The organism is uncultured Jatrophihabitans sp. (assembly GCF_964244045.1).
Classification (GTDB): domain Bacteria; phylum Actinomycetota; class Actinomycetes; order Mycobacteriales; family Jatrophihabitantaceae; genus Jatrophihabitans.
Map to the genome: position 1 here is coordinate 58,433 of NZ_CAXTHK010000009.1, position 18,475 is coordinate 76,907.

Genomic DNA, 18,475 nt, shown 5'->3' on the forward strand with positions numbered 1-18,475 from the left:
CTCAATGGCTGACGCTGTCGCCCCGGCGACATCCACTGGACCGAACGGGTGCCGATAGCATCAGCCCGTGAGCGAGCCGGGTCACGACGAGGACGAGATCCAGCTGCCGCGCTCCCAGACCGGCGCCCAACCTCAACACCTCATCGTCACGCTGTTCGGTGACTACTGGTTCGGCAACACCGCGCACCTGCCGTCCTCGGGTCTCGTCGCTCTGGCCAACGATTTCGGGATCTCCGCGACGTCGGCCCGCGCCGCGCTCAGTCGGCTCGCCCGACGTGGGTTGCTGACCTCGTCCAAGATCGGCCGCCGCACCTTCTACGGACCTACACCGCGCTGCGTGCGGGTGTTGGAGGACGGCCGTCAGCGCATCTTCTCCTTCGGCCGAGACGGGCTCGCCAGCTGGGACGGCACCTGGCTCGTGGTGGTGTTCTCGGTGCCCGAGGAGCAGCGCGACGTCCGGCACGCGCTGCGGACGCGCCTGCGGTGGTTGGGCTTTGCGCCGCTCTACGACGGCGTGTGGGCCTCGCCGCGCGGGCAGGCCGACGAGGTGCAGGCGGTCCTGGCCGAGTGCGGGGTCGAGCAGGCGACGGTGCTGCGCTCGACGGTGATCACCCCGGAGCTCGGCAGCAGCAGTCACCCGCTGGCGGCGTGGAACCTCGACCAGCTCGCCACCGCGTATCACGACTTCATCGCTGAGTTCACACCGCTGCGCACCCGCGTCCGGCGTGGTCGGATCAACGCGTCCGAGGCCCTCGTCGAGCGCACCGCGATCATGGACACGTGGCGCGCATTCCCGAACCTCGACCCCGAGTTGCCGCCCGAGGTCCTGCCCGCCGACTGGCCGCGGACCGCGGCCTACGACCTGTGGGCCGAGGTGTACGACGCACTGACGCCGCTGGCCGCGCTGCGCTTCAAGCAGCTGCTTGCGGAGTACGCCCCAGAACTCGCCGAGCTCGCCCACTACGACACGACGCAGACCGCGCTGACAGCGATCGACGCGGCCCGCCTCGAGCGGCGCGTCTCGGGCTGAGTCATCCCGCGGCGGTGTCCGCGGCCACGGTAGCGACCGTGGACGGTGGTAGGTCGGCCGTCCGTTCACCGGGCAACGTGCCCGTCCCGGACAACCGGTCGCGCACCTCCGCCGGCCACGGCGTGGAACGCCCGTCGATGGCCGCCGACAGCACCACGACGTAACGACCGGCCGCAACAAGCAGCGCACCGGACTCGACGCGGAACGAGTGGGTGAGCGACGTGCGGCCGACCCGCTCGATCACGAGGGTCAATTCGATCGGCTCGCGATAGTGGACGGCGGCGAAGAAATCGACCTCGAGATGCACGCGGGGCAATCTGCCGAGGGTCTCGTCGGCGATGCCAAGTTGCTCGTGCAACACCCGTTCGGCGTGCTCCAGCCAGCGCAGGACGGCCAGGTAGTGGTGGTGGCCCGTGGCGTCGGTGTCGGCGAACTCGACACGCCGCTCGATGGTCACCGTCAGCGGCCCGCCGCCGTCCGGGTCGACTACGTTCATGCGCATTGTTTATCACCAGTTTGATTGACGCGCGATGGTCAAGGTATCTAGCGCGAGCGAGCCACTTCTGGCAACCGGGAGAGGACAGGGTGGATCTGGGGATCGCGGGCCGCTGGGCGCTGGCTCGAGTCAGGGCCTGGGGCGGGCCTGCGCTCAGTCGCTGTCGGCCGAGGGCGTCAACGTGGTCCTCAACGGTCGCGATGCCGCCAAGCTCGAGGGGCTGGCCGTAAACCAGGCTGCACCCGAACGCATTCATCCGCTCGAGCGGGAAGCCCGTCTCGGCGCGAGTACAGATCGTGGACGGCGAAGGGGTTGTGCGTGGTCACCGCATCGACGTCGGCGAGGTCGAGACCGGCCGCGCCGAGGGCCTGCAGCGCGCCCGCACAACCGTCGGCTGGGAAGGTCTGCGCAGCGTACGAGTGCAGACCGGCCGGGTCGGCAGGCGACATCTTGCGCAGCTTCATCGGGTCGAGCGGGCGCACGCCGTGATCGGCGTCGAGGTGCATACCCTCGTGATGGACGCCGTGCTGTGGGCGCTCGATCTCGACGGGCACGAGGTAACGACGCTGAATAGCGCGGTCATTGGCGAGGGCGTGCTCGTACTGCTCGTGACGCATGATCTTGAGCTCGTCCAGCTCACTGTTGGTGACGCCCATGCGCGCCGCCGTTGAGCCGCCGGCGTGCAGCATCCCGGCCTCGGCCCACGGGTCGCGATCGACGTTGTCGAGCACCCAGTGGAACAGCGTCGGCGCACCACCCTTCGCCTGCGGTGTCGGGAACAGCAGCTGCGGGCCGTTGCTGGTGCGGTCGGTGACGACGACGAGCTGCACTCCCCCGCCCCCTCGACCGCGGCCGCAGCGTGCTCAAGCGAGGCCACCGACGTCGCGCAGGCCTGGCTGATCATCGGCCGCTGATGCCAGGGGCGCCGATTCGACCGGCCAGCAGCGGGGCGCCGAAGAACTGATCAGGCTGCGGCACCGTCCACCGAGCACGGGCCCGGTCGACCTGCGACGCGGACAGCCCGCGGTCGGCCAGCGCCCGACGGGTCAGCACCGTGGCGAGTTCCAGACCGGAACATCGGCGAGCGGACCCCTGCCAGCGCGCGAACGGCGACGACCATGCGAAGCCGGCCGGGCCATCGAGAAATCTCAAGGCGCTTCTCCCGTCTGCGGTTACGACAGGTGTGCACCGATGCGAGCACCGGCGTCGGCGTGCTGGATCTGAGCTTCAAACCCGGCCACTACAGCTATGAGGAGACCGTCGAGCAGTTGCAGCGCCTTCGCCACTGACGTCATCCCGAAGGTGCGCGACCTGTCGGCGGTGCCCGCATAGCGCTCGTCCGGGCTCGGGGTGTGGCACCCTGTCCGCATTGCACTCACAGGAACCCGCTCGGGTCCCGCACACGGGCACGCAACACGAGAGGGCATCCGCATGGCGGCGAAGCCGGCCGGCTCTACGACACGGACCAGAACGTCGGTCCGGGTCGCGCCGGAACTGGCGGCTCTGGAACTCGAGCAACTCGTCACCTTCCGCGTGAGCCTGGTCGCCAAACTGCTCGAGCGACGACTCGCCAAGCTGGTCAGCGAGTTCGACCTGGCTGTCGCCGAGTACCGCGTACTGGCCCAGATTGCAATGCGTCCCGGCTGCACGGTGCGCGAGATCTCGGCGCGGACGCTCGTCGACAAGGCGCAGGTCAGCCGGTCCATCGCCACCCTGGAGCGGCGCGAACTGATCACTCGATCAGTGCCCAGCACCGACCGTCGTTCACCGGTGCTGTTCATCACCCGCTCGGGTCGTGGGCTGATCCGCAGGATCGCACCGCGACGGCAGGCGGAGGAGCAGCAAATTCTGGCCGAAATGTCGCCGGCGAGTGTCGTGGAGCTCGACCGCAACCTACGTGACCTCTTCGACCGGCTCAGTTAAACCACACCGCGGGCACGTCGCCAAATCATTGACTTGTCAACGTCTGTACGGGCACGATGGTGACAACGCCGTCGGCGTCTACTTCTTCAACCCCGAGGGCAACCGCTGCGAGGTGTATTGGCAGACCGGCCTGCAAGCTCGGCAGCCGTTCGTCGAGCACATCGACCTCGACGGCGACCCGGACGAGCTGGTGGCCGCGACCCACGCATCCGTCGAGCGGTTCGGCAACGAGGGGTCCACCGACCCGTCGTACGTGCAGTGGACGCAGGACATGGGTGCGCGCGGCCCGTCCTGAGCGGATACGCCGCAACTCAGCCGAAGCATGCTTGACGTCCGGCTGGACGGTTAGGTTGGTTCGCCTAACTCGTCGTCGCTGGAGCACCTATGACCGACCTGGCCACCTTGGCGCGCACCGCCACGTTGCTCGTCGAGGTTTGGGCCGGGTGTCCCCCGACCCGGCGCACGTCCTGCTGGACGACCACGACGGGCGCCCGCGGTTCACTTGCTCGGCCGACTCGCCGATCGCTGCGGCCGCCGTAGCCAGGTGCCCGGCCATCCTGGACGTCGGCTCGCCGCCCGCGGACGCGCGCTGTGCCGGGTCGGTGATCTTCGTTGGACACCTGGCGCTGGGGATGCCTGTGACGGGGGCGCCAGAGAGCATGCAGGTGGTGGAACTGCACCTGGTGTCGGTGGTCGTCGAGATAGACGATCCTCAGTCCCGCTCGGTCGTGGCCAGGCGAGTGCCCATCGAGATGTACCGCGCCGACGGGGAACCGGCGCCCGCCGCCGTACCGGATCTCGAGCAGGCCGCCGAGACCATGCGGGTGCACACCAACGCCCGGCACGCCGGGCGGTTGTGGGCGTGCGCCGCGGCACGGGCCGGGCTCGCGAACGGCGACATCATCGAGGCCCGCTTGATCGAGGTCGCGGCCGACGGCGCCACTCTGGAGTGGCTCGACGCCGAGGGCGGGCACGCCGTGCGCATGCGCTTTCCGCGCGCCGCGACCGATGGCCCGCAACTGGCCGCCGCCCTGCGCGCGCAGCTGTGCGCGCATCGGGGCCGCGCATGAGCGCCGCACACCGCGCTCAACTGTGCACGGGGGACATCGTCGGGCAATGGTCACGGCTGGTCGCCGACCTCGAGCGGTACGGCCTGTTAGGTGGTCCCGGCGCCTGCGACGCGCTCGCCCGCGTCGGAACCGACGTGCTGCAGCGCGGTAGCGACGCTCACGTGGACGCGTCCGGTCAGGTCGCTGCGCCGTAGCGCATGCCGTCCAGGAGCAGGTCGACCAGGCGCGCGGTGCGTTCGGTGGCGCCGGGCATGTCGCCGGCCATGCAGATCCCGCTCATGCCGCGGAGCAGATCCATCGGCTCGACATCGGTGCGGATGGCGCCGGTGCCGGCCGGTGGCTCGTCGAGGCAGTCGGGGCAGTCGGGGCAGTCGGGCAGTCGGGGCAGTCGGGGCAGTCGGGGCAGTCGGAGCTCATGATGATCGGCATCACCTTCTCCACGCTCGGCAAGCTCTGGCTGACGCAGCTGCACGAGTCGAGCGGGTACGGCTCGCTCGTCGGGCTCTCCCCCGCCGAGGCAGCTCGTCGCGTGTACACCCACGGCGCCGACCAGTCGTTCTGGATGGCGACTGCGTTCCTGGCCGCAACGTGGCTGCTCGTCACGTTCGTCATGCGCACGCCGAAGGCAACGAACGCGCCGCCGGCTGGCGAAGGCGAGGCGGTCAGCGCTGGGGGGACGCTCGTGGCTGCCGAGTAGGTTCGCGCCGCAACCCGCTCACCAGGGTGTCGAGGCTGTTCGTGATCCGATCGGTGGCCTCGACCAGGCCTGCGGCATTGGCTGCCCCGCCGACGCCGTCGGGGTTGGCCTCGAGCATCTCGGTCAGCTGCTCCTGCAGTGGACGCAGCTTCGGCGTCGGCCGCGGCGCAGCGTGGGCGGTGATTGCCTCCTGCGCCGCGGCAAGCGCGTCGGCAGCGGAGTGGAGGAACCGGGCCAGTTCGGCGTGCCGGCCCGATTCGCGCAGCGCCGGGCGCAGAGCGTCGATGGACAGCGCCGCATGGATGAAGCGGTGGCTGTGGGTCAACACCATTCGGCCGAGCTCGACCTCCGCCTGGGCCGGAACGGGCTCGGCGCCTGCGCGGTCGAGCGAGGCCTGCGCGTCGGTGCGGGCCCGCCGGGCGTCGGCCCGAGCGGCCTGCAACGTCGCCCGAGCGGCGTCCGGGTCGGCCACCACGAGCAGGTACCGGCGGTAAGACTCGAGCAGCTGGGCGAGTCGGGTGGCGAGCTGGTCACGTGCCCAGGAGGGCAGCAGGACGAGCGAGGCCAGCACGGCCAGCCCGCCGCCGATCAGCGTCGCCCACGACCGGTCGACGAGGGTGGCGTGCGGCGCGACGCCGTTGATCGCCAGCAGCACGACGACCAGCGCCGACAGGCTCACGGCCGACAACCCGATGTTGCCCGGCCCGGCGACCCGCATGCCGAAGGCGAAGACGAAGATCAGCGCGACGTTCCACCACTGACCGCCCGGCACCCAGTGCACGAGCGCGGTGGCCGCCAGGAGGCCGATGATCGTGCCGAGCGTGCGCATCACCGAGCGCTGCAAGGTGGAGGCGAAGTCCGGCCGCAGCACCACGAGGATCGTCAGCGACACCCAGTACCCACGGTCGAACCCGACCAGCCGGGTGACGAGGTCGGCGCCGGCGACCAGCACCGACACCCGCACCGCGTGCCGGACCACGGACGAGTCAGGCGTCAGGTTCGCACGCAGGATGTCGAGCTGCTCGCGCACCGCGCCCAGGTGCGGCGTCCAGGAGTGCCGCCGGTCGCCGTGCCGGCCCTCGCTGGTACCTGCGCCGGCGCTCTCGACCACCGCCCGCAACTGTCCGGACAGCGCGCGCAACCGCGCCGCCGCCGCCCGCCGGGTCAGCTCCCCCGGCGCGTCATCGCTGTTCTCGAGCCGGTCGATCGCGAAGCGGATGGTGGCCCGCGCGCGGTCGAGCACGTCTGCATGCAGGCCACGGGGCTCGTCCAGCGCAACGGCCAGCTCGTCGAGCACCGAGCCCGCCGCGGTCAGGCTCTCGCGGACGAAGCCGGACAGGATCGGGTTCTTCTCGTCGGCGAGCCGCTCGGCGACGGCACCCAGGACGATGATCTCGCGCCGGACCCGCTCGCCCTCGTCGAGCAGCACCCGGTAGGCCTCGACGCTTGGACCGTGGTCGTGTCCCAATCCGTACAGCGTCTGGCGCGCGGTCGTCAGCGTGTCACCGGCCGGCGGGCCGACGCGCGTCCCGCGGGGTAGGCGAGCGGCAGCGGCAAGGTCACGGTAGAGCGCCGCCAGCGCAACGCGCTCAGGCCGGTGCCGGCGTAGCGGCCACGCAGCGACGGCGAGCAGGCTCTGGAAGGCACCGCCGGCCAGGACCAGCAGCCCGATGTTCACCGCCACCGACGGCGGCTGGGGCAGGTGGCCCAGCACGAGCGCGGTAGCCACCGCGGCCGTCCCGACCTGGGTGGCGGCCGGTCCGGCACTGAGCAGCAGGCCGGCGCCGAAGGCCAGCACCAGCAGCAGCAACACCGCCGCCCACTCGGTGTGCGAGGTCAACACGGCCAGGGTGCTGGTGACCCCGGCGGCGGCGGCGGTACCCAGCATCCGGGCGATGCGCAACCGGTAGGGGCCGGGCCGGTCCGCGAACGCGGTCTGCAGCGCGCCGACGGTGGCTGCGAGGCCGATCTGCGCGTCGCCGGTCCAGATGCCGACCGCCAGCGGCGCGGCGACGCCGACCGCGTTGCGCAGTGCCACGACCGGGTCGGATTGCGTGCGGTCGAGCTTGAGCGCCTGCCGCAGTAGGCCGGCGACCGAGGCCCGGGCCACCGTGACCGGTCCGGTCTGCATGCTGCTCATGGGATTACGGTGTCGCGGCCAGCTGACCGCAGGCGCCGTCGATGTCCTGGCCACGCGTGTCCCGCACCGTCACCGAGACCCCGAAGGTCTCGAGCCGGCGAACGAACTCGCGCTCGACGCGCTTCGGTGAGGCGTCCCACGCCGAGCCGGGGGTGGGGTTCAGCGGGATGAGGTTGACGTGCGCGAGCCGGGTGCTGAGTAGCTCGCCGAGCAGGTCGGCGCGCCACGGCTGGTCGTTGACGTCTCGGATCATGGCGTACTCGATCGAGTACCGCCGGCCGGTACGCGCGGCGTACTCGTCGGCCGCGCCCAGCACCTCGTCGACCTTCCAGCGGGTGTTGACCGGGACGAGGGTATTGCGCAGTTCGTCGTCCGGGGCGTGCAGCGACACGGCGAGCGTAACGTCGAGGTCCTCCAGCGCCAGGCGGGCGATGGCCGGCACCAGGCCCACCGTCGAGACCGTCACCGATCGTCGCGACAGCCCGAAACCGTTCGGAGCAGGGTCGATGATCCGGTGCAGCGCGGCCGCCAGCCGGTTGTAGTTGGCCAGCGGCTCGCCCATTCCCATGAACACGACGTTGGACAGCCGGCCCGGGCCGCCGCCTAGTTCTCCTGACCGTGCTGCGGCCGCGGCCACCCGCACCTGGTCGACGATCTCGCCGGTCGAGAGGTTGCGGGTGAGCCCGCCCTGGCCGGTGGCGCAGAACGGGCAGGCCATGCCGCAGCCGGCCTGGCTGGACACGCACACCGTGATGCGTTCACGCGTCTCGCCGCTGGCCGTCACCCGGGCCGGGTAGCGCATCAACACGCTCTCGACGAGGGCACCGTCGTGCAGGCGCCACAACGTCTTGCGGGTCATGCCGTCGTCGGTCTCGCTGCGCCGGATCTCGGTCAGCAGGGTCGGCAACAGCGCCGCGCCGACCGCCTCGCGCCGGTTGGCCGGCAGGTCGGTCATGGTGCTCGCGTCGTTCTCGAACCGGCCGAAGTAGTGCCGGGCCAACTGGTCGGCCCGGAATTTTGGCAGACCCTGCTCGGCGACGGCCACCCGCAGCGCGTCGCGATCCAGATCGGCGAGGTGGCGGGGTGGCTTGCCCCGGCGGGGGGCTGCAAAGACGAGCGGGAGGATGGTCATGGCTCGTCCATTGTCCCCCACGTTGAGTGTCGGGTTGCGCACCCAGTGGCGGTTTACAAGTCGACACTCAACCGCTAACCCGACACTCAACGGGTCGAGCCGGGCACGACGAGGTCAACCCGCGCCCACGGTTGCTCGCGCTCCGCGTAGGCCTGCTCCGGCGGGAGCCACTGCCGTTGCCACACCGGCCACATCGCGTCGCCGTCGCGCTCGATCGCCCGCGCGCGGCGGACGTCGGGCGGGGCGTCCACCCAGACCGTCAGGGCCCACGGTGCGCCGACTTCGCGTCGCGTCGACGACACGCCCTCGACGATCACGATCGACCCGGGCGCCACCGTGTGCCACTCGTCGGTGAGCCCGAGGTCCCAGCGGCTCACCTGATAGCAGGCCTCTCGGCCGACGCGCAGTGGCTGGATCAGCTGGGTGCGCAGTCGCGGCCAGTCCCATTCGACGATGTCGGGCGCTGCGAAGTCGTCGATGTGCACGACGACCGCCCGCGGGACGGCGGCGGCGATCAGCTCGGCCAGGCTCGTCTTTCCGGCGGCGCCGAACCCGTCGATGCCGACGAAGTGGGTTCCGGCGGGCAGCGCCGCGATCCGCGCGACGACCTGGTCGGCGGCCACCTGCTCAGACAGGCGCGAACCCGGACAGGATGAGGTAGGCCACTGCGGCACACGGCAGCAGCGAGTCGAGGCGGTCCATGATCCCGCCGTGACCCGGTAGCAGCGACCCCATGTCCTTGATCCCGATGTCGCGCTTCATCATCGACTCGCCGAGGTCGCCCAGCGTGGCCGTGACGACGATGGCCAGACCGAACAACATGCCCTTCCACCACTCCTGGTGAAAGGTGAGCACGAAGAACAGCACGCCCGCGCCTGAGCAGGCGAACACGGAACCTGCGAAGCCCTCCCAGGTCTTGCCCTTCGAGATGATCGGCGCCAGCGGGTGCTTGCCGAACAGCACGCCCGCGGCGTACCCGCCGGTATCGCTGCACACCACAGTGGCCACGAAGGCGATGACCCGGCCCGCGCCGTCGTGCGGATGCGCGAGCAGCACCGCGAAACCCGCGAGCAACGGCAGATACAGCACAACCAGTGCCGACGCGCCGACGTCGCGGCTGTATCCCTCGGCGCCGTCGCCGATGCGCCAGACCACGATCCCGAGCACGGTGATCAACGCGCCCAGCACCAGCCCGCTAGGGCCGCGTTCCCACGCAGCGACGAGCATGGCCGCGCTACCGACGAGTAGTGGCAGCAGGGTGATGCGGATGCCGCCGTTGGCCAGCGCCTTCGACAGCTCGTAGCAGCCGTACAGCACAGCCAGGCCGGCCACCATAGCGAACGCCGGGCGCCAGATGAACAGGGTGGCAATGATCAGCCCGCCGAGCCCCAACCCGACCCCGATCGCGGCCGGCAGGTTGCGCCCGGCGCGCGAGCGGGGTTCCTCATGCAATGCGGCAGGCGGGTCGAGGACCTCGAGCGTCTGGGTGGCGGGCGCCTTCGCCGGCGCAGGGGCCCGGCCGGCAACGCGTCGGGCCCGTGACACCGGCGAACGGGTCGCACGATTGCGTTCCGGCCCTGCGGTGTCGGCTGCGGTGCCGTCGGACGTGCTGTCGGAAGACATGAGGGAGTCCGGACCTCAGACCTCGAGCAGTTCGGATTCCTTGGCCTTGACCGCGTCGTCGATCGTGGCCGTGTAGCGCGCGGTGAGCTTGTCGAGCTCGGCCTCGGCGCGGTGGACGTCGTCCTCGCCCGACTCGCCGTCCTTGACGAGCTTGTCGAGGGAGTCCTTCGCGTGCCGGCGCACCGAGCGGATCGATACCTTGGCGTCCTCGCCCTTGCCCTTGGCGACCTTGACCAGGTCGCGGCGGCGCTCCTCGGTGAGCTGCGGGAACACGACCCGGATGATCTGGCCGTCATTGGTGGGGTTGACGCCCAGGTCGCTGTCGCGGATCGACTTCTCGATAGCGCCCAGTTGACTGGCGTCATAGGGCTTGATGATCGCCATCCGGGCCTCGGGCACGTTGACGGTGGCCATCTGCGGGACGGGAGTAGGCGCGCCGTAGTAGTCCACGACGAGGCGGGCGAACGCGCTCGCGTTGGCGCGACCCGTGCGCAGGCCCGAGAGATCGTCACGGGCGACGTGCGCGGCCTTCTCCATCTTCTCCTCGGCCTCGAAGAGAATCTCGTCGATCACTCTCGCCCCTCTCTCTCGTGCGCCGCGTGGACGATGGTGCCGATCTTCTCGCCGCGAACGACCCGGGCGATGTTGCCCTCGTCCAGGCCGAAGACGACGATCGGCATCGCGTTGTCGCGGCACAGGCTGAAGGCGGTCGCATCGGCGACCTTGAGGCCGCGCTGCAGGACCTCGTCATACGTGATCTCGGTAAACTTGGTGGCGGTGGGCACCTTGGCGGGGTCTGCGTCATACACCCCGTCGACCCCGTTCTTGCCGAGTAGCAGCGCGTCGCAACCGATCTCGAGCGCGCGTTGCGCCCCGGCCGTGTCCGTGGAGAAGTAGGGCATGCCGACACCGGCGCCGAAGATGACGACGCGGCCCTTCTCGAGGTGCCGCTCGGCACGGCGTGGGATGTAGGGCTCGGCCACCTGGCCCATCGCGATCGCGGTCTGCACCCGGGTGGGGATGCCTTCCTTCTCGAGGAAATCCTGCAGGGCCAGGCAGTTCATGACCGTGCCCAACATCGCCATGTAGTCGGCCCGGTCACGCTCCATGCCGCCCTGATTGAGCTCGGCGCCGCGGAAGAAGTTGCCGCCGCCGATGACGACCGCGATCTGCGTCCCCTCGGAGACGACCTGCGCAATCTGGCGAGCGATAGAGCGCACCACCTGCGGATCGACACCGATCTCGCCGCCGCCGAACACCTCACCGGACAGCTTGAGCAGGACCCGGCGGTACGCGAGAGGGGCCACCTGGGTCTCGCTCATGGTGGCCCCTCTCGTCGTACGCGTGTTGTCGTGCTTCAACCTAGCCGGACTGTCAGCCGACCTCGAAGTGTGCAAACTTCAGGACGCTGACCCCGGCGTCGTCGAGCAGGGCCTTGACCGTCTTCTTGCTGTCGACGACCGATGCCTGCTCGAGCAGGACGTTGTTCTTGTAGTACCCGTTGACGCTGCCCTCGACGATCTTGGGCAGGGCCTGCTCGGGCTTGCCGTCCTCGCGGGCCTTCGCCTCGGCGACGCGCTTCTCGGTCTCGACCGTCTCGGCCGGAACCTCATCGCGGGTCAGGTAGGCCGGGCGCATCGCGGCGATCTGCATCGCGGCGGTGCGGGCGGCATTCTCATCCGTTCCGTCGAACTGCACCAGGACGCCGACCTGCGCGGGCAGGTCCTTGGCCTTGCGGTGCAGGTAGGTGGCCACCTTGCCGTCGAGCTTGACGGCCCGGCGCAGCTGCAGCTTCTCACCGATGACGATGGCGAGGTCGTCGACGTTCTGCCCGACGGTCTTGCCGTCCGTCAGCGTCTCGGCGAGCAGGCTGTCGACGTCGGTCGCCGACGACGCCGCGAAGTGCGCGACGATGTCGTTGGCCAGCTGCTGGAACTGCTCGTTCTTGGCCACGAAGTCGGTTTCGGACGCGAGCTCGATCATCGCACCCTCGGCCGCGGCGACCAGGCCGTTGCTTGCCTCGCGGTCCTCGCGCTTGGCGGCCTTGGCCGCGCCTTTGACACGCAGGACCTCGAGGGCCTTGTCGTAGGCGCCGTCGGCCTCGTCCAGGGCCTTCTTGCACTCCATCATCCCGGCGCCGGTGGCGTCGCGGAGCTTCTTGACATCTGCGGCGGTGAAATTCGCCATTTCGCTACTGACTTCCGTTCTCGAGGGTGATCAGGCGGAGGTGGTGGCCGGTGCGTCGGCAGCCGGGGCTTCAGCAGCGGGTGCTTCAGCAGCGGGTGCTTCAGCGGCCGGTGCTTCAGCAGCGGGGGCGGCCGCCTCGGCGGCGGCAGGCGCGGTCGCATCAGCGGCTGCCGGCGCGTCGCCGGAAGCCGGCTTGAGCAGCTCGGCCTCCCACTCGGGCATGGGCTCAGCTGCCGCACCCTGAGAACCCTGGGTGTCGACCTCGGGCTTGTCATCGCGCCCGGCGTTGGCTGCCGCGGCGGAGCGGGCCATCAGGCCCTCGGCGACGGCGTCAGCCACGACGCGGGTGAGCAGGGCGGCGCTGCGGATCGCGTCGTCGTTGCCCGGGATCTTGTAGTCGACCTCGTCGGGGTCGCAGTTGGTGTCCAGGATCGCGACGACCGGGATGTTGAGCTTGCGCGCCTCACCGACGGCGATGTGCTCCTTCTTGGTGTCGACGATCCACACCGCACTGGGCACCTTCGTCATCTCGCGGATGCCGCCGAGCGAGCGGTTGAGCTTCACCATCTCGCGGGTCAGAATCAGCTGCTCCTTCTTGGTGGCAACGCCCTCCCAGCCGGCCTGCTCGCGCGCCTCGAGCTCCTTCATGCGCTGCAGGCGCTTGAAGACGGTCTGGAAGTTGGTGAGCATGCCGCCCAGCCAGCGCTGGTTCACATACGGCATGCCGACGCGGGTCGCCTGCTCGGCGATCGACTCCTGGGCCTGCTTCTTGGTCCCGACGAAAAGCACCGTGCCGCCGTGGGCAACGGTCTCCTTGATGAACTCGTACGCCTTGTCGACGTAGGTCAGCGTCTGGTGCAGGTCGATGATGTACAGACCGTTGCGTTCGGTGAGGATGAATCGCTTCATCTTCGGGTTCCAGCGACGGGTCTGGTGGCCGAAGTGGACGCCCGACTCGAGCATCTCCTTCATGGTGACGACGGGCATGCCGACGTCCCTCCTGTTTCTTTCGTGCGCGCACGGCGAACCGGCACGCTGCCTCGGTTGTCGCGGGCAGGCCGGGTGGCCCACTCGCCCTGGTGTCCGGTGTCGCGACCAGGAGGCTGTTCCGAAGAGCCCCGCAAGGGGATCGGTCGGAACGGACCGAGGCTGGCCGCCGAGCTTCCTCTTGCGTTCAGAAGCGGGGCACGCGAAGTCAGCCCAATCGCTCGGGCTGCCCGGCCAGTCTATCCCGGCGACAGGACTTGCTCGAACCAGGCCGAACGGAGCCGCCGGTCCCGCTTGTGGACTGCGGCGCCACCTGTCCACAGGCCGAGCGATTCGCCCGCGCCGGGATGCCCGTGCAGGGCACAGTCAGGCGATGCTGGCTCGGTCGTTGCTTGTTGTGCTGCATGCGCTGCTTGTCGGGTGGACGCTGTCTTCCGGCGCCGGGGCACGGCACCTCCCGGACGCGACCGGTGTCGTCATATACCGAGCCCCGGTGGTTCCCCTGACGGTGCTGCGCGGCTTCTCGCCGCCGGCGACGCGGTACGGAGCCGGACACCTGGGCGTCGATCTCGCTGCCCACGGTGCCGTGCGCTCGGCAGGTGCCGGGACCGTGCTCTTCGCAGGGTCGGTCGCCGGGCGCGGCGTGGTCGTGGTGCTGCACCCCGACGGCATCCGCACCGAATACGAACCGCTACGTCCGGCCGTGGCCCGCGGGCAACACGTGGCGGTGGGGACGGTGCTCGGTGTCGTATCGGGCGCCCACCGTGGCTGCCCTGGTTCGTGTCTGCACTGGGGCGCCCGGCGGGGTGATACCTATCTCGACCCCCTTCGCCTGCTGCGGCCGCTGGGCCCGGTTCGGTTGCTGCCCTGGGCAGGGTGACGTGGCTCAGGCCCGGGGGTGCGCCTGGCGGTAGGTCGCCCGCAGACGCTCGACCGAGACGTGGGTGTAGATCTGCGTGGTGGCGAGGTTGGCATGGCCCAGGACCTCTTGGACGCTGCGCAGGTCGGCGCCGCCCTCGAGCAGGTGGGTGGCCGCCGTGTGCCGTAGGCCGTGCGGGCCGATGTCCGGCGCACCGTCGACCCCACGCACCCGCTCGTGCACGATGCGGCGCACCGCGCGGACGTCGAGACGACCCCCCCGCGCGCCGAGCAGCAGCGCCGGCCCGGACCCGTCGACCGCGAGGTCGGGGCGCCCCCGGCGCAGCCAGTCGTCCAGCGCGCGGTCGGCGGCCAGACCGTAGGGAACGGTGCGTTCCTTGTTGCCCTTGCCGAGCACCCGCAGCACCCGCCGCTGTCGATCGACGTCGTCGACGTCCAGGCCGACGAGCTCTGACACCCGGACCCCGGCCGCGTAGAGGAGCTCGACGACGAGCCGGTCGCGGAGCAGCACGGCCTCGGGCTGGTCGGTGGCATCCGCCGTCATGAGCTGCGTGGCCTCGTCGACGCGCAGCACGGCCGGCAGCGTGCGGTGCGCCCTCGGGCTGGCCAGCAGTTGACCCGGATCCTCAGGCGCCAACTTGCTGCGCTGCGCCCACGCCGTGAAGGCCCTCAGGGCCGAGCTGCGCCGGGCCATCGTCGAACGTGCGGCACCCCGCGTCCGCTGCAGAGCCAACCAGCTGCGCAGGGTAGCGAGGTCGATGTCCTTCGGCGCGCGGCCGCCGAGCCGGGCCAGATGATCGAGGAACCCGACGAGATCGCCGAGGTAGGCCCGCACGGTGTGCTCGGAACGGTTGCGCTCAAGGCGCAGGTGCCGCTCGAAGTCCGCGGCGGCCGCCGCCAGCGCGGGCGGCAGCGCGGCCCGCAGCTCGGCGCTGCCGCTGGCCTGGGCGCTGCCGCTGGGCTCGGTGGGATTCGCGGTCACCGCCTGACGGTCGTGCAGCCCGGGGCCGAGGTCAAGGCGGCGCGCGGGGCCGGCGGCCCTCGGTCATCGACGTGCGCCCGGTCGACGTCGCCGCACGCCCTCCTCGGTGTGCTCGGCCAGGCCGTGCAGCATCAGCAGCGGGAGCGCCGCCAGCACCTCGGTGGCCGGTAGCCCAGATGTCTGGACGAGGTCGGAGACGGTGATCGGCCGCCGGCTAGGCAGCCCGTCGTACACCTGGCGGCTGCCATCGTCGAGGCTGTCGAGCAGGTCGCGCAGCGCGGCGGCGCGCTCGGCCCGCTCGTCGACTGGCGTCTGGGGTGACGGCTCGTCCCGTGCGTCGTCCGGACCCTGCTCCCCGATCGAACCGATCACGTCGACGATGTCGGCGACCGAGGTGACCAGTACGGCCGGGCCGGACTTGAGCAAGTCGTGGTTGCCGACCGACATCGCCGAGGTGACCGGACCGGGCACCACCATGAGGGGCCGACCGAGCCCGACGCAGTGCCCGGCGGTGTTGCGCGCCCCGGAGCGCCGGGCGGATTCGACGATGACGGTGCCGGTACCGAAGGCGCTGATCAGCCGGTTGCGGGTCAGGAACCGCGCCCGGTGCGGCGCGCAGCCGGGCGGGCTCTCGGATACGAGCAGCCCCGATTCGGCCGCGCTGCGGAACAGCGCCTGATGGGCCGCCGGGTAGGCGCGGTCCAGGCCGCCCGCGGACACGAGAATCGTTTCGCCGCCGGCGGCGAGCGCCCCACGATGCGCGGCGGCGTCGATCCCGTACGCGCCGCCGGAAACGACCGGGAACGACCGGCTCGCCAACCCGTAGGCCAGCTCGCCGGCTACCTGGGCGCCGTATGGCGTACAGGTTCGCGCACCCACCAAACCGACCGACCGAACCGCAAGGGTGGTCAGATCACCCGGTCCGCGCACCCACAGGGCCAGCGGCGGCATGAGCTCGCCCTGCCGGTCGTGGACGCGGTTGCCGGCCTCGTACTCGGCCAGCCGCGCCAGCCCGGTGTATTCCAGCGCGGCCATCGCAAAATGCGGCCAGTCCGGCGATTCAGGCACGACGAGGCGGATGCCGCCACGCTCGGCCGCGGCGAGATCGGCGTGCGGGTCGGCGCTCGCCCGCCGTGCGGCCACGAACGACGCCAACCCGTCGGGCAGGTCCCCCGCGCGGATCTTCTCGACGGCGACGACCGGCCCGTGCTTGTGCACCAGACCCCAGAGCGGGATACAGCTTGGCTCGGCAACCCGGCTGAGATAGGCCCGGGCCAGCAGGACGTCGTCTGCGACGGGTGTCCTGACGGGTTCGTCCGAGGCTGCACCTGTTGCCTCGCGCACGCTCATGCCGCCCATGAGTCCACCTGTCCGGTGCGGTAGAAGAGCGCCTCGGAGACGTCTCCGGGGCCGGGACGATCGCGTCCGGCCAGGTCGGCGATCGTCCAGGCGATGCGCAGCACCCGGTCGAACCCGCGGGCGCTGATGGTGCCGCGCTCGAGGAAGGTCTCGACCGATCTGGTTGCCACGGCAGCCGGGCGCCACCGGGCCGAGCGCAACACCGCGCCCGGGACCGAACCGTTGATCCGGTGCCCGCTGCCGGCCCACCGCTCGCCGGCCCGGCAGCGCGCCTCGGCCACCCGGGCGGCCACGAGGGCGCTGGGTTCCCGGTCGGTGGCATCGTCGAACAGGTCGGCGTGCAGCACGGGCTCGACCTGCACCCGCAGGTCGATCCTGTCCATCAGCGGACCGGACAGTCGCTGTTGATGCCTGCGGCGCGCCTGCGGGGGGCACTCGCAATCGGCTGCCCGGCGTCCGCACGCACACGGGTTGGCGGCCATGACCAGCTGGAAGCGCGCCGGGTACCGAACGGCACCGCCTCGACGGTGCAGCAGCACCTGCCCGCTCTCGATCGGCTGACGCAACGCATCGAGCGCCTGGGGGGAGAACTCCGCTGCCTCGTCGAGGAACAGGACGCCGTGATGGGCCAGGCTGATCGCGCCAGGTCGGGCCAGGTTCGAGCCGCCACCGACCAGCGCCGCCATCGACGCCGTGTGATGCGGGGCCTGCAGGGGCGGCCGACGCACCAGTTCCGAACGCTCACGCAGGAGGCCGACCACCGAGTGCACGGCCGTGACCTCCAGCGCGGCGGCGTCGTCGAGCGGGGGCAGCAGGCCGGGCAGCCGTTCAGCCAGCATCGTCTTGCCGGCCCCGGGCGCGCCGACCAGGTAGAGGTGGTGCCCGCCCGCCGCGGCGATCTCGAGCGCCCGCTTGGCTGCGACCTGGCCGGCCACCTCCGCCAGATCCGGGCCCTGATCCCCGTCGAGAACATCCGGCGGGGCCGGTACGGCTCGCGGGAGTGCGGGTCCCGACCCGCCGAGAAACGCGATCACGTCACGCAGGTGCTCCGCCGAGTAGATCTCGATCCCGTCGACGAGGGCCGCTTCCTGTCCATTGCCCGACGGGACCACCACCCGGCGGATGCCGCACCGGCGGGCGGCCAGCACGCTCGGCAACACACCCCGCACCGGCCGCAGCCCGCCGTCGAGGCCCAGTTCGCCGATCCACGCGGTCTGCGCCACCGCGGCGACAGGAACGGTGCCGGCCGCGGCCAGGACCGCCAACCCCACCGCGAGGTCGAAGCGGGAGCCGACCTTGCGTACATCGGCCGGCAGCAGGGCCACCGTCATGCGTCGGTTCGGCCAGTCGGTGCCGGAATTGTGCAGCGCGGCCCGAAGCCGATCGCGCGATTCCATGACCGAGGCATCGGGCAGGCCGGTGAACGACAACCCGGGCAGGCCGGACGTCATGTCGCACTCGACCTCGACCAGCTCACCCTCCAGACCGACGAGCGCGACGGCATAGGTACGGGACAGGCCCATCAGAACGCCGACCGCAGATGGGTGACGTCTGGCGGCCCGGCGCGGTGTCGCACGACCGCGACGACATCGAAGCGCAGCTCGCGGTAACTCCCGATGGTGTCGCGGTACTCGGCCAGCCACTGGATCGCGAGCCGGCGGATGCGCTGACGCTTCATTCGGTTGACCGCTTCCGCCGGTGAGCCGAAGGCCAGCGAGGAACGGGTCTTGACCTCGACGAACACCAGGACCGCTCCGTCACGACCGACGATGTCGAGCTCACCGTCGCGGCAGCGCCAGTTCTGCGAGAGGATCGTCAGACCCGTCTCGCGCAGGTGCTCAGCCGCTACCTGTTCCCCATACCTGCCCACGGCATCTTTGACTCGCATGGTGCGAGCGTCCCGGATCGCTGGGACACCTCGACGATCTGCGCCCCGCGCTGTGGACAACCAGGCCGTGGTGGCTTGACGC

23 protein-coding genes are annotated in these 18,475 nt (G+C 70.7%); 7 read left to right on the forward strand and 16 right to left on the reverse strand.

Annotated elements, in window-relative coordinates; translation table 11 throughout:
* Positions 1 to 67: 67 nt before the first annotated feature.
* Positions 68 to 1,030 carry a PaaX family transcriptional regulator C-terminal domain-containing protein gene (locus ACFFC4_RS09210; protein ID WP_375500025.1) on the forward strand — a complete coding sequence of 321 codons (963 nt, stop codon included), beginning with the start codon at positions 68 to 70 and terminating at the stop codon, positions 1,028 to 1,030.
* 1 nt (position 1,031) lies between these two features.
* Here the strand turns inward: ACFFC4_RS09210 and ACFFC4_RS09215 are convergent, their stop codons facing one another.
* The 3 genes from ACFFC4_RS09215 to ACFFC4_RS09225 all read right to left on the reverse strand — a co-directional run bounded on the left by ACFFC4_RS09215 (position 1,032) and on the right by ACFFC4_RS09225 (position 2,678).
* Positions 1,032 to 1,526 (reverse strand): acyl-CoA thioesterase, encoded by a 495-nt coding sequence (locus ACFFC4_RS09215; RefSeq protein ID WP_375500027.1) that lies wholly within the window; start codon positions 1,524 to 1,526, stop codon positions 1,032 to 1,034.
* Positions 1,527 to 1,714: 188 nt separating this feature from the next.
* Positions 1,715 to 2,356, reverse strand: a complete 642-nt coding sequence (locus ACFFC4_RS09220) for a hypothetical protein (RefSeq protein WP_375500029.1) — start codon at positions 2,354 to 2,356, stop codon at positions 1,715 to 1,717.
* Between the two features lie 70 nt (positions 2,357 to 2,426).
* Complete coding sequence (locus ACFFC4_RS09225) at positions 2,427 to 2,678, reverse strand: hypothetical protein (RefSeq protein WP_375500031.1); 252 nt, start codon at positions 2,676 to 2,678, stop codon at positions 2,427 to 2,429.
* Positions 2,679 to 2,957: 279 nt separating this feature from the next.
* Between ACFFC4_RS09225 and ACFFC4_RS09230 the strand changes: the two genes are divergently transcribed.
* The 4 genes from ACFFC4_RS09230 to ACFFC4_RS09245 all read left to right on the forward strand — a co-directional run bounded on the left by ACFFC4_RS09230 (position 2,958) and on the right by ACFFC4_RS09245 (position 4,713).
* Positions 2,958 to 3,449 carry a MarR family winged helix-turn-helix transcriptional regulator gene (locus ACFFC4_RS09230; RefSeq protein WP_375500033.1) on the forward strand — a complete coding sequence of 164 codons (492 nt, stop codon included), beginning with the start codon at positions 2,958 to 2,960 and terminating at the stop codon, positions 3,447 to 3,449.
* Between the two features lie 28 nt (positions 3,450 to 3,477).
* Positions 3,478 to 3,744, forward strand: a complete 267-nt coding sequence (locus ACFFC4_RS09235) for a hypothetical protein (protein WP_375500035.1) — start codon at positions 3,478 to 3,480, stop codon at positions 3,742 to 3,744.
* A 148-nt stretch (positions 3,745 to 3,892) separates the two neighbouring features.
* The gene (locus ACFFC4_RS09240) at positions 3,893 to 4,519 is read left to right on the forward strand and encodes a hypothetical protein (protein ID WP_375500037.1); all 627 of its coding nucleotides are present in this window, start codon (positions 3,893 to 3,895) and stop codon (positions 4,517 to 4,519) included.
* Entirely contained in the window at positions 4,516 to 4,713 is a 198-nt protein-coding gene (locus tag ACFFC4_RS09245) for a hypothetical protein (protein ID WP_375500039.1), read from the forward strand. Before ACFFC4_RS09240 ends, ACFFC4_RS09245 begins: the two co-directional genes overlap by 4 nt.
* Here ACFFC4_RS09245 and ACFFC4_RS09250 read toward each other — a convergent pair.
* Positions 4,695 to 4,991 (reverse strand): hypothetical protein, encoded by a 297-nt coding sequence (locus ACFFC4_RS09250; protein ID WP_375500041.1) that lies wholly within the window; start codon positions 4,989 to 4,991, stop codon positions 4,695 to 4,697. The two genes, ACFFC4_RS09245 and ACFFC4_RS09250, sit on opposite strands and share 19 nt — an antisense overlap.
* Between ACFFC4_RS09250 and ACFFC4_RS09255 the strand changes: the two genes are divergently transcribed.
* The gene (locus ACFFC4_RS09255) at positions 4,935 to 5,216 is read left to right on the forward strand and encodes a hypothetical protein (protein WP_375500196.1); all 282 of its coding nucleotides are present in this window, start codon (positions 4,935 to 4,937) and stop codon (positions 5,214 to 5,216) included. The genes ACFFC4_RS09250 and ACFFC4_RS09255 overlap by 57 nt on opposite strands.
* Here the strand turns inward: ACFFC4_RS09255 and ACFFC4_RS09260 are convergent.
* From ACFFC4_RS09260 to rpsB, 8 genes are all read right to left on the reverse strand, one after another.
* A complete protein-coding gene (locus ACFFC4_RS09260; protein ID WP_375500043.1) occupies positions 5,182 to 7,356 on the reverse strand; it encodes an FUSC family protein in 2,175 nt (724 codons plus the stop codon). The two genes, ACFFC4_RS09255 and ACFFC4_RS09260, sit on opposite strands and share 35 nt — an antisense overlap.
* 4 nt (positions 7,357 to 7,360) lie before the next feature.
* Positions 7,361 to 8,488, reverse strand: a complete 1,128-nt coding sequence (rlmN, locus tag ACFFC4_RS09265) for a 23S rRNA (adenine(2503)-C(2))-methyltransferase RlmN (RefSeq protein ID WP_375500045.1) — start codon at positions 8,486 to 8,488, stop codon at positions 7,361 to 7,363.
* Between the two features lie 86 nt (positions 8,489 to 8,574).
* Positions 8,575 to 9,111: a uridine kinase gene (locus ACFFC4_RS09270; RefSeq protein WP_375500047.1), complete on the reverse strand. Its 537-nt coding sequence runs from the start codon at positions 9,109 to 9,111 to the stop codon at positions 8,575 to 8,577.
* 4 nt (positions 9,112 to 9,115) lie between these two features.
* Positions 9,116 to 10,111: a phosphatidate cytidylyltransferase gene (locus ACFFC4_RS09275; protein ID WP_375500049.1), complete on the reverse strand. Its 996-nt coding sequence runs from the start codon at positions 10,109 to 10,111 to the stop codon at positions 9,116 to 9,118.
* 15 nt (positions 10,112 to 10,126) lie between these two features.
* Positions 10,127 to 10,684, reverse strand: a complete 558-nt coding sequence (gene frr, locus ACFFC4_RS09280) for a ribosome recycling factor (protein ID WP_375500051.1) — start codon at positions 10,682 to 10,684, stop codon at positions 10,127 to 10,129.
* Positions 10,681 to 11,433 carry a UMP kinase gene (pyrH, locus tag ACFFC4_RS09285; protein WP_375500053.1) on the reverse strand — a complete coding sequence of 251 codons (753 nt, stop codon included), beginning with the start codon at positions 11,431 to 11,433 and terminating at the stop codon, positions 10,681 to 10,683. The genes frr and pyrH overlap by 4 nt, the downstream gene beginning before the upstream one ends.
* Before the next feature lie 52 nt (positions 11,434 to 11,485).
* Positions 11,486 to 12,298, reverse strand: coding sequence for a translation elongation factor Ts (tsf, locus tag ACFFC4_RS09290; RefSeq protein ID WP_375500055.1), 813 nt, complete (start codon positions 12,296 to 12,298; stop codon positions 11,486 to 11,488).
* A gap of 30 nt (positions 12,299 to 12,328) precedes the next feature.
* Positions 12,329 to 13,285, reverse strand: coding sequence for a 30S ribosomal protein S2 (gene rpsB / locus ACFFC4_RS09295; RefSeq protein ID WP_375500057.1), 957 nt, complete (start codon positions 13,283 to 13,285; stop codon positions 12,329 to 12,331).
* Positions 13,286 to 13,658: 373 nt separating this feature from the next.
* On the opposite strand from rpsB, the gene ACFFC4_RS09300 reads away from it, so the two are divergent.
* On the forward strand, positions 13,659 to 14,165 hold the full coding sequence (locus ACFFC4_RS09300) for a peptidoglycan DD-metalloendopeptidase family protein (RefSeq protein WP_375500059.1): 507 nt from the start codon (positions 13,659 to 13,661) through the stop codon (positions 14,163 to 14,165).
* 6 nt (positions 14,166 to 14,171) lie between these two features.
* Here ACFFC4_RS09300 and ACFFC4_RS09305 read toward each other — a convergent pair whose 3' ends face one another.
* From ACFFC4_RS09305 to ACFFC4_RS09320, 4 genes are all read right to left on the reverse strand, one after another.
* Positions 14,172 to 15,146, reverse strand: coding sequence for a tyrosine recombinase XerC (locus ACFFC4_RS09305; protein WP_375500060.1), 975 nt, complete (start codon positions 15,144 to 15,146; stop codon positions 14,172 to 14,174).
* 63 nt (positions 15,147 to 15,209) lie between these two features.
* Positions 15,210 to 16,505: a DNA-processing protein DprA gene (locus ACFFC4_RS09310; RefSeq protein WP_375500062.1), complete on the reverse strand. Its 1,296-nt coding sequence runs from the start codon at positions 16,503 to 16,505 to the stop codon at positions 15,210 to 15,212.
* Positions 16,493 to 18,028: a YifB family Mg chelatase-like AAA ATPase gene (locus ACFFC4_RS09315; protein ID WP_375500064.1), complete on the reverse strand. Its 1,536-nt coding sequence runs from the start codon at positions 18,026 to 18,028 to the stop codon at positions 16,493 to 16,495. The genes ACFFC4_RS09310 and ACFFC4_RS09315 overlap by 13 nt, the downstream gene beginning before the upstream one ends.
* Positions 18,028 to 18,393, reverse strand: a complete 366-nt coding sequence (locus ACFFC4_RS09320) for a YraN family protein (protein WP_375500066.1) — start codon at positions 18,391 to 18,393, stop codon at positions 18,028 to 18,030. The genes ACFFC4_RS09315 and ACFFC4_RS09320 overlap by 1 nt, the downstream gene beginning before the upstream one ends.
* Between the last annotated feature and the right edge of the window lie 82 nt (positions 18,394 to 18,475).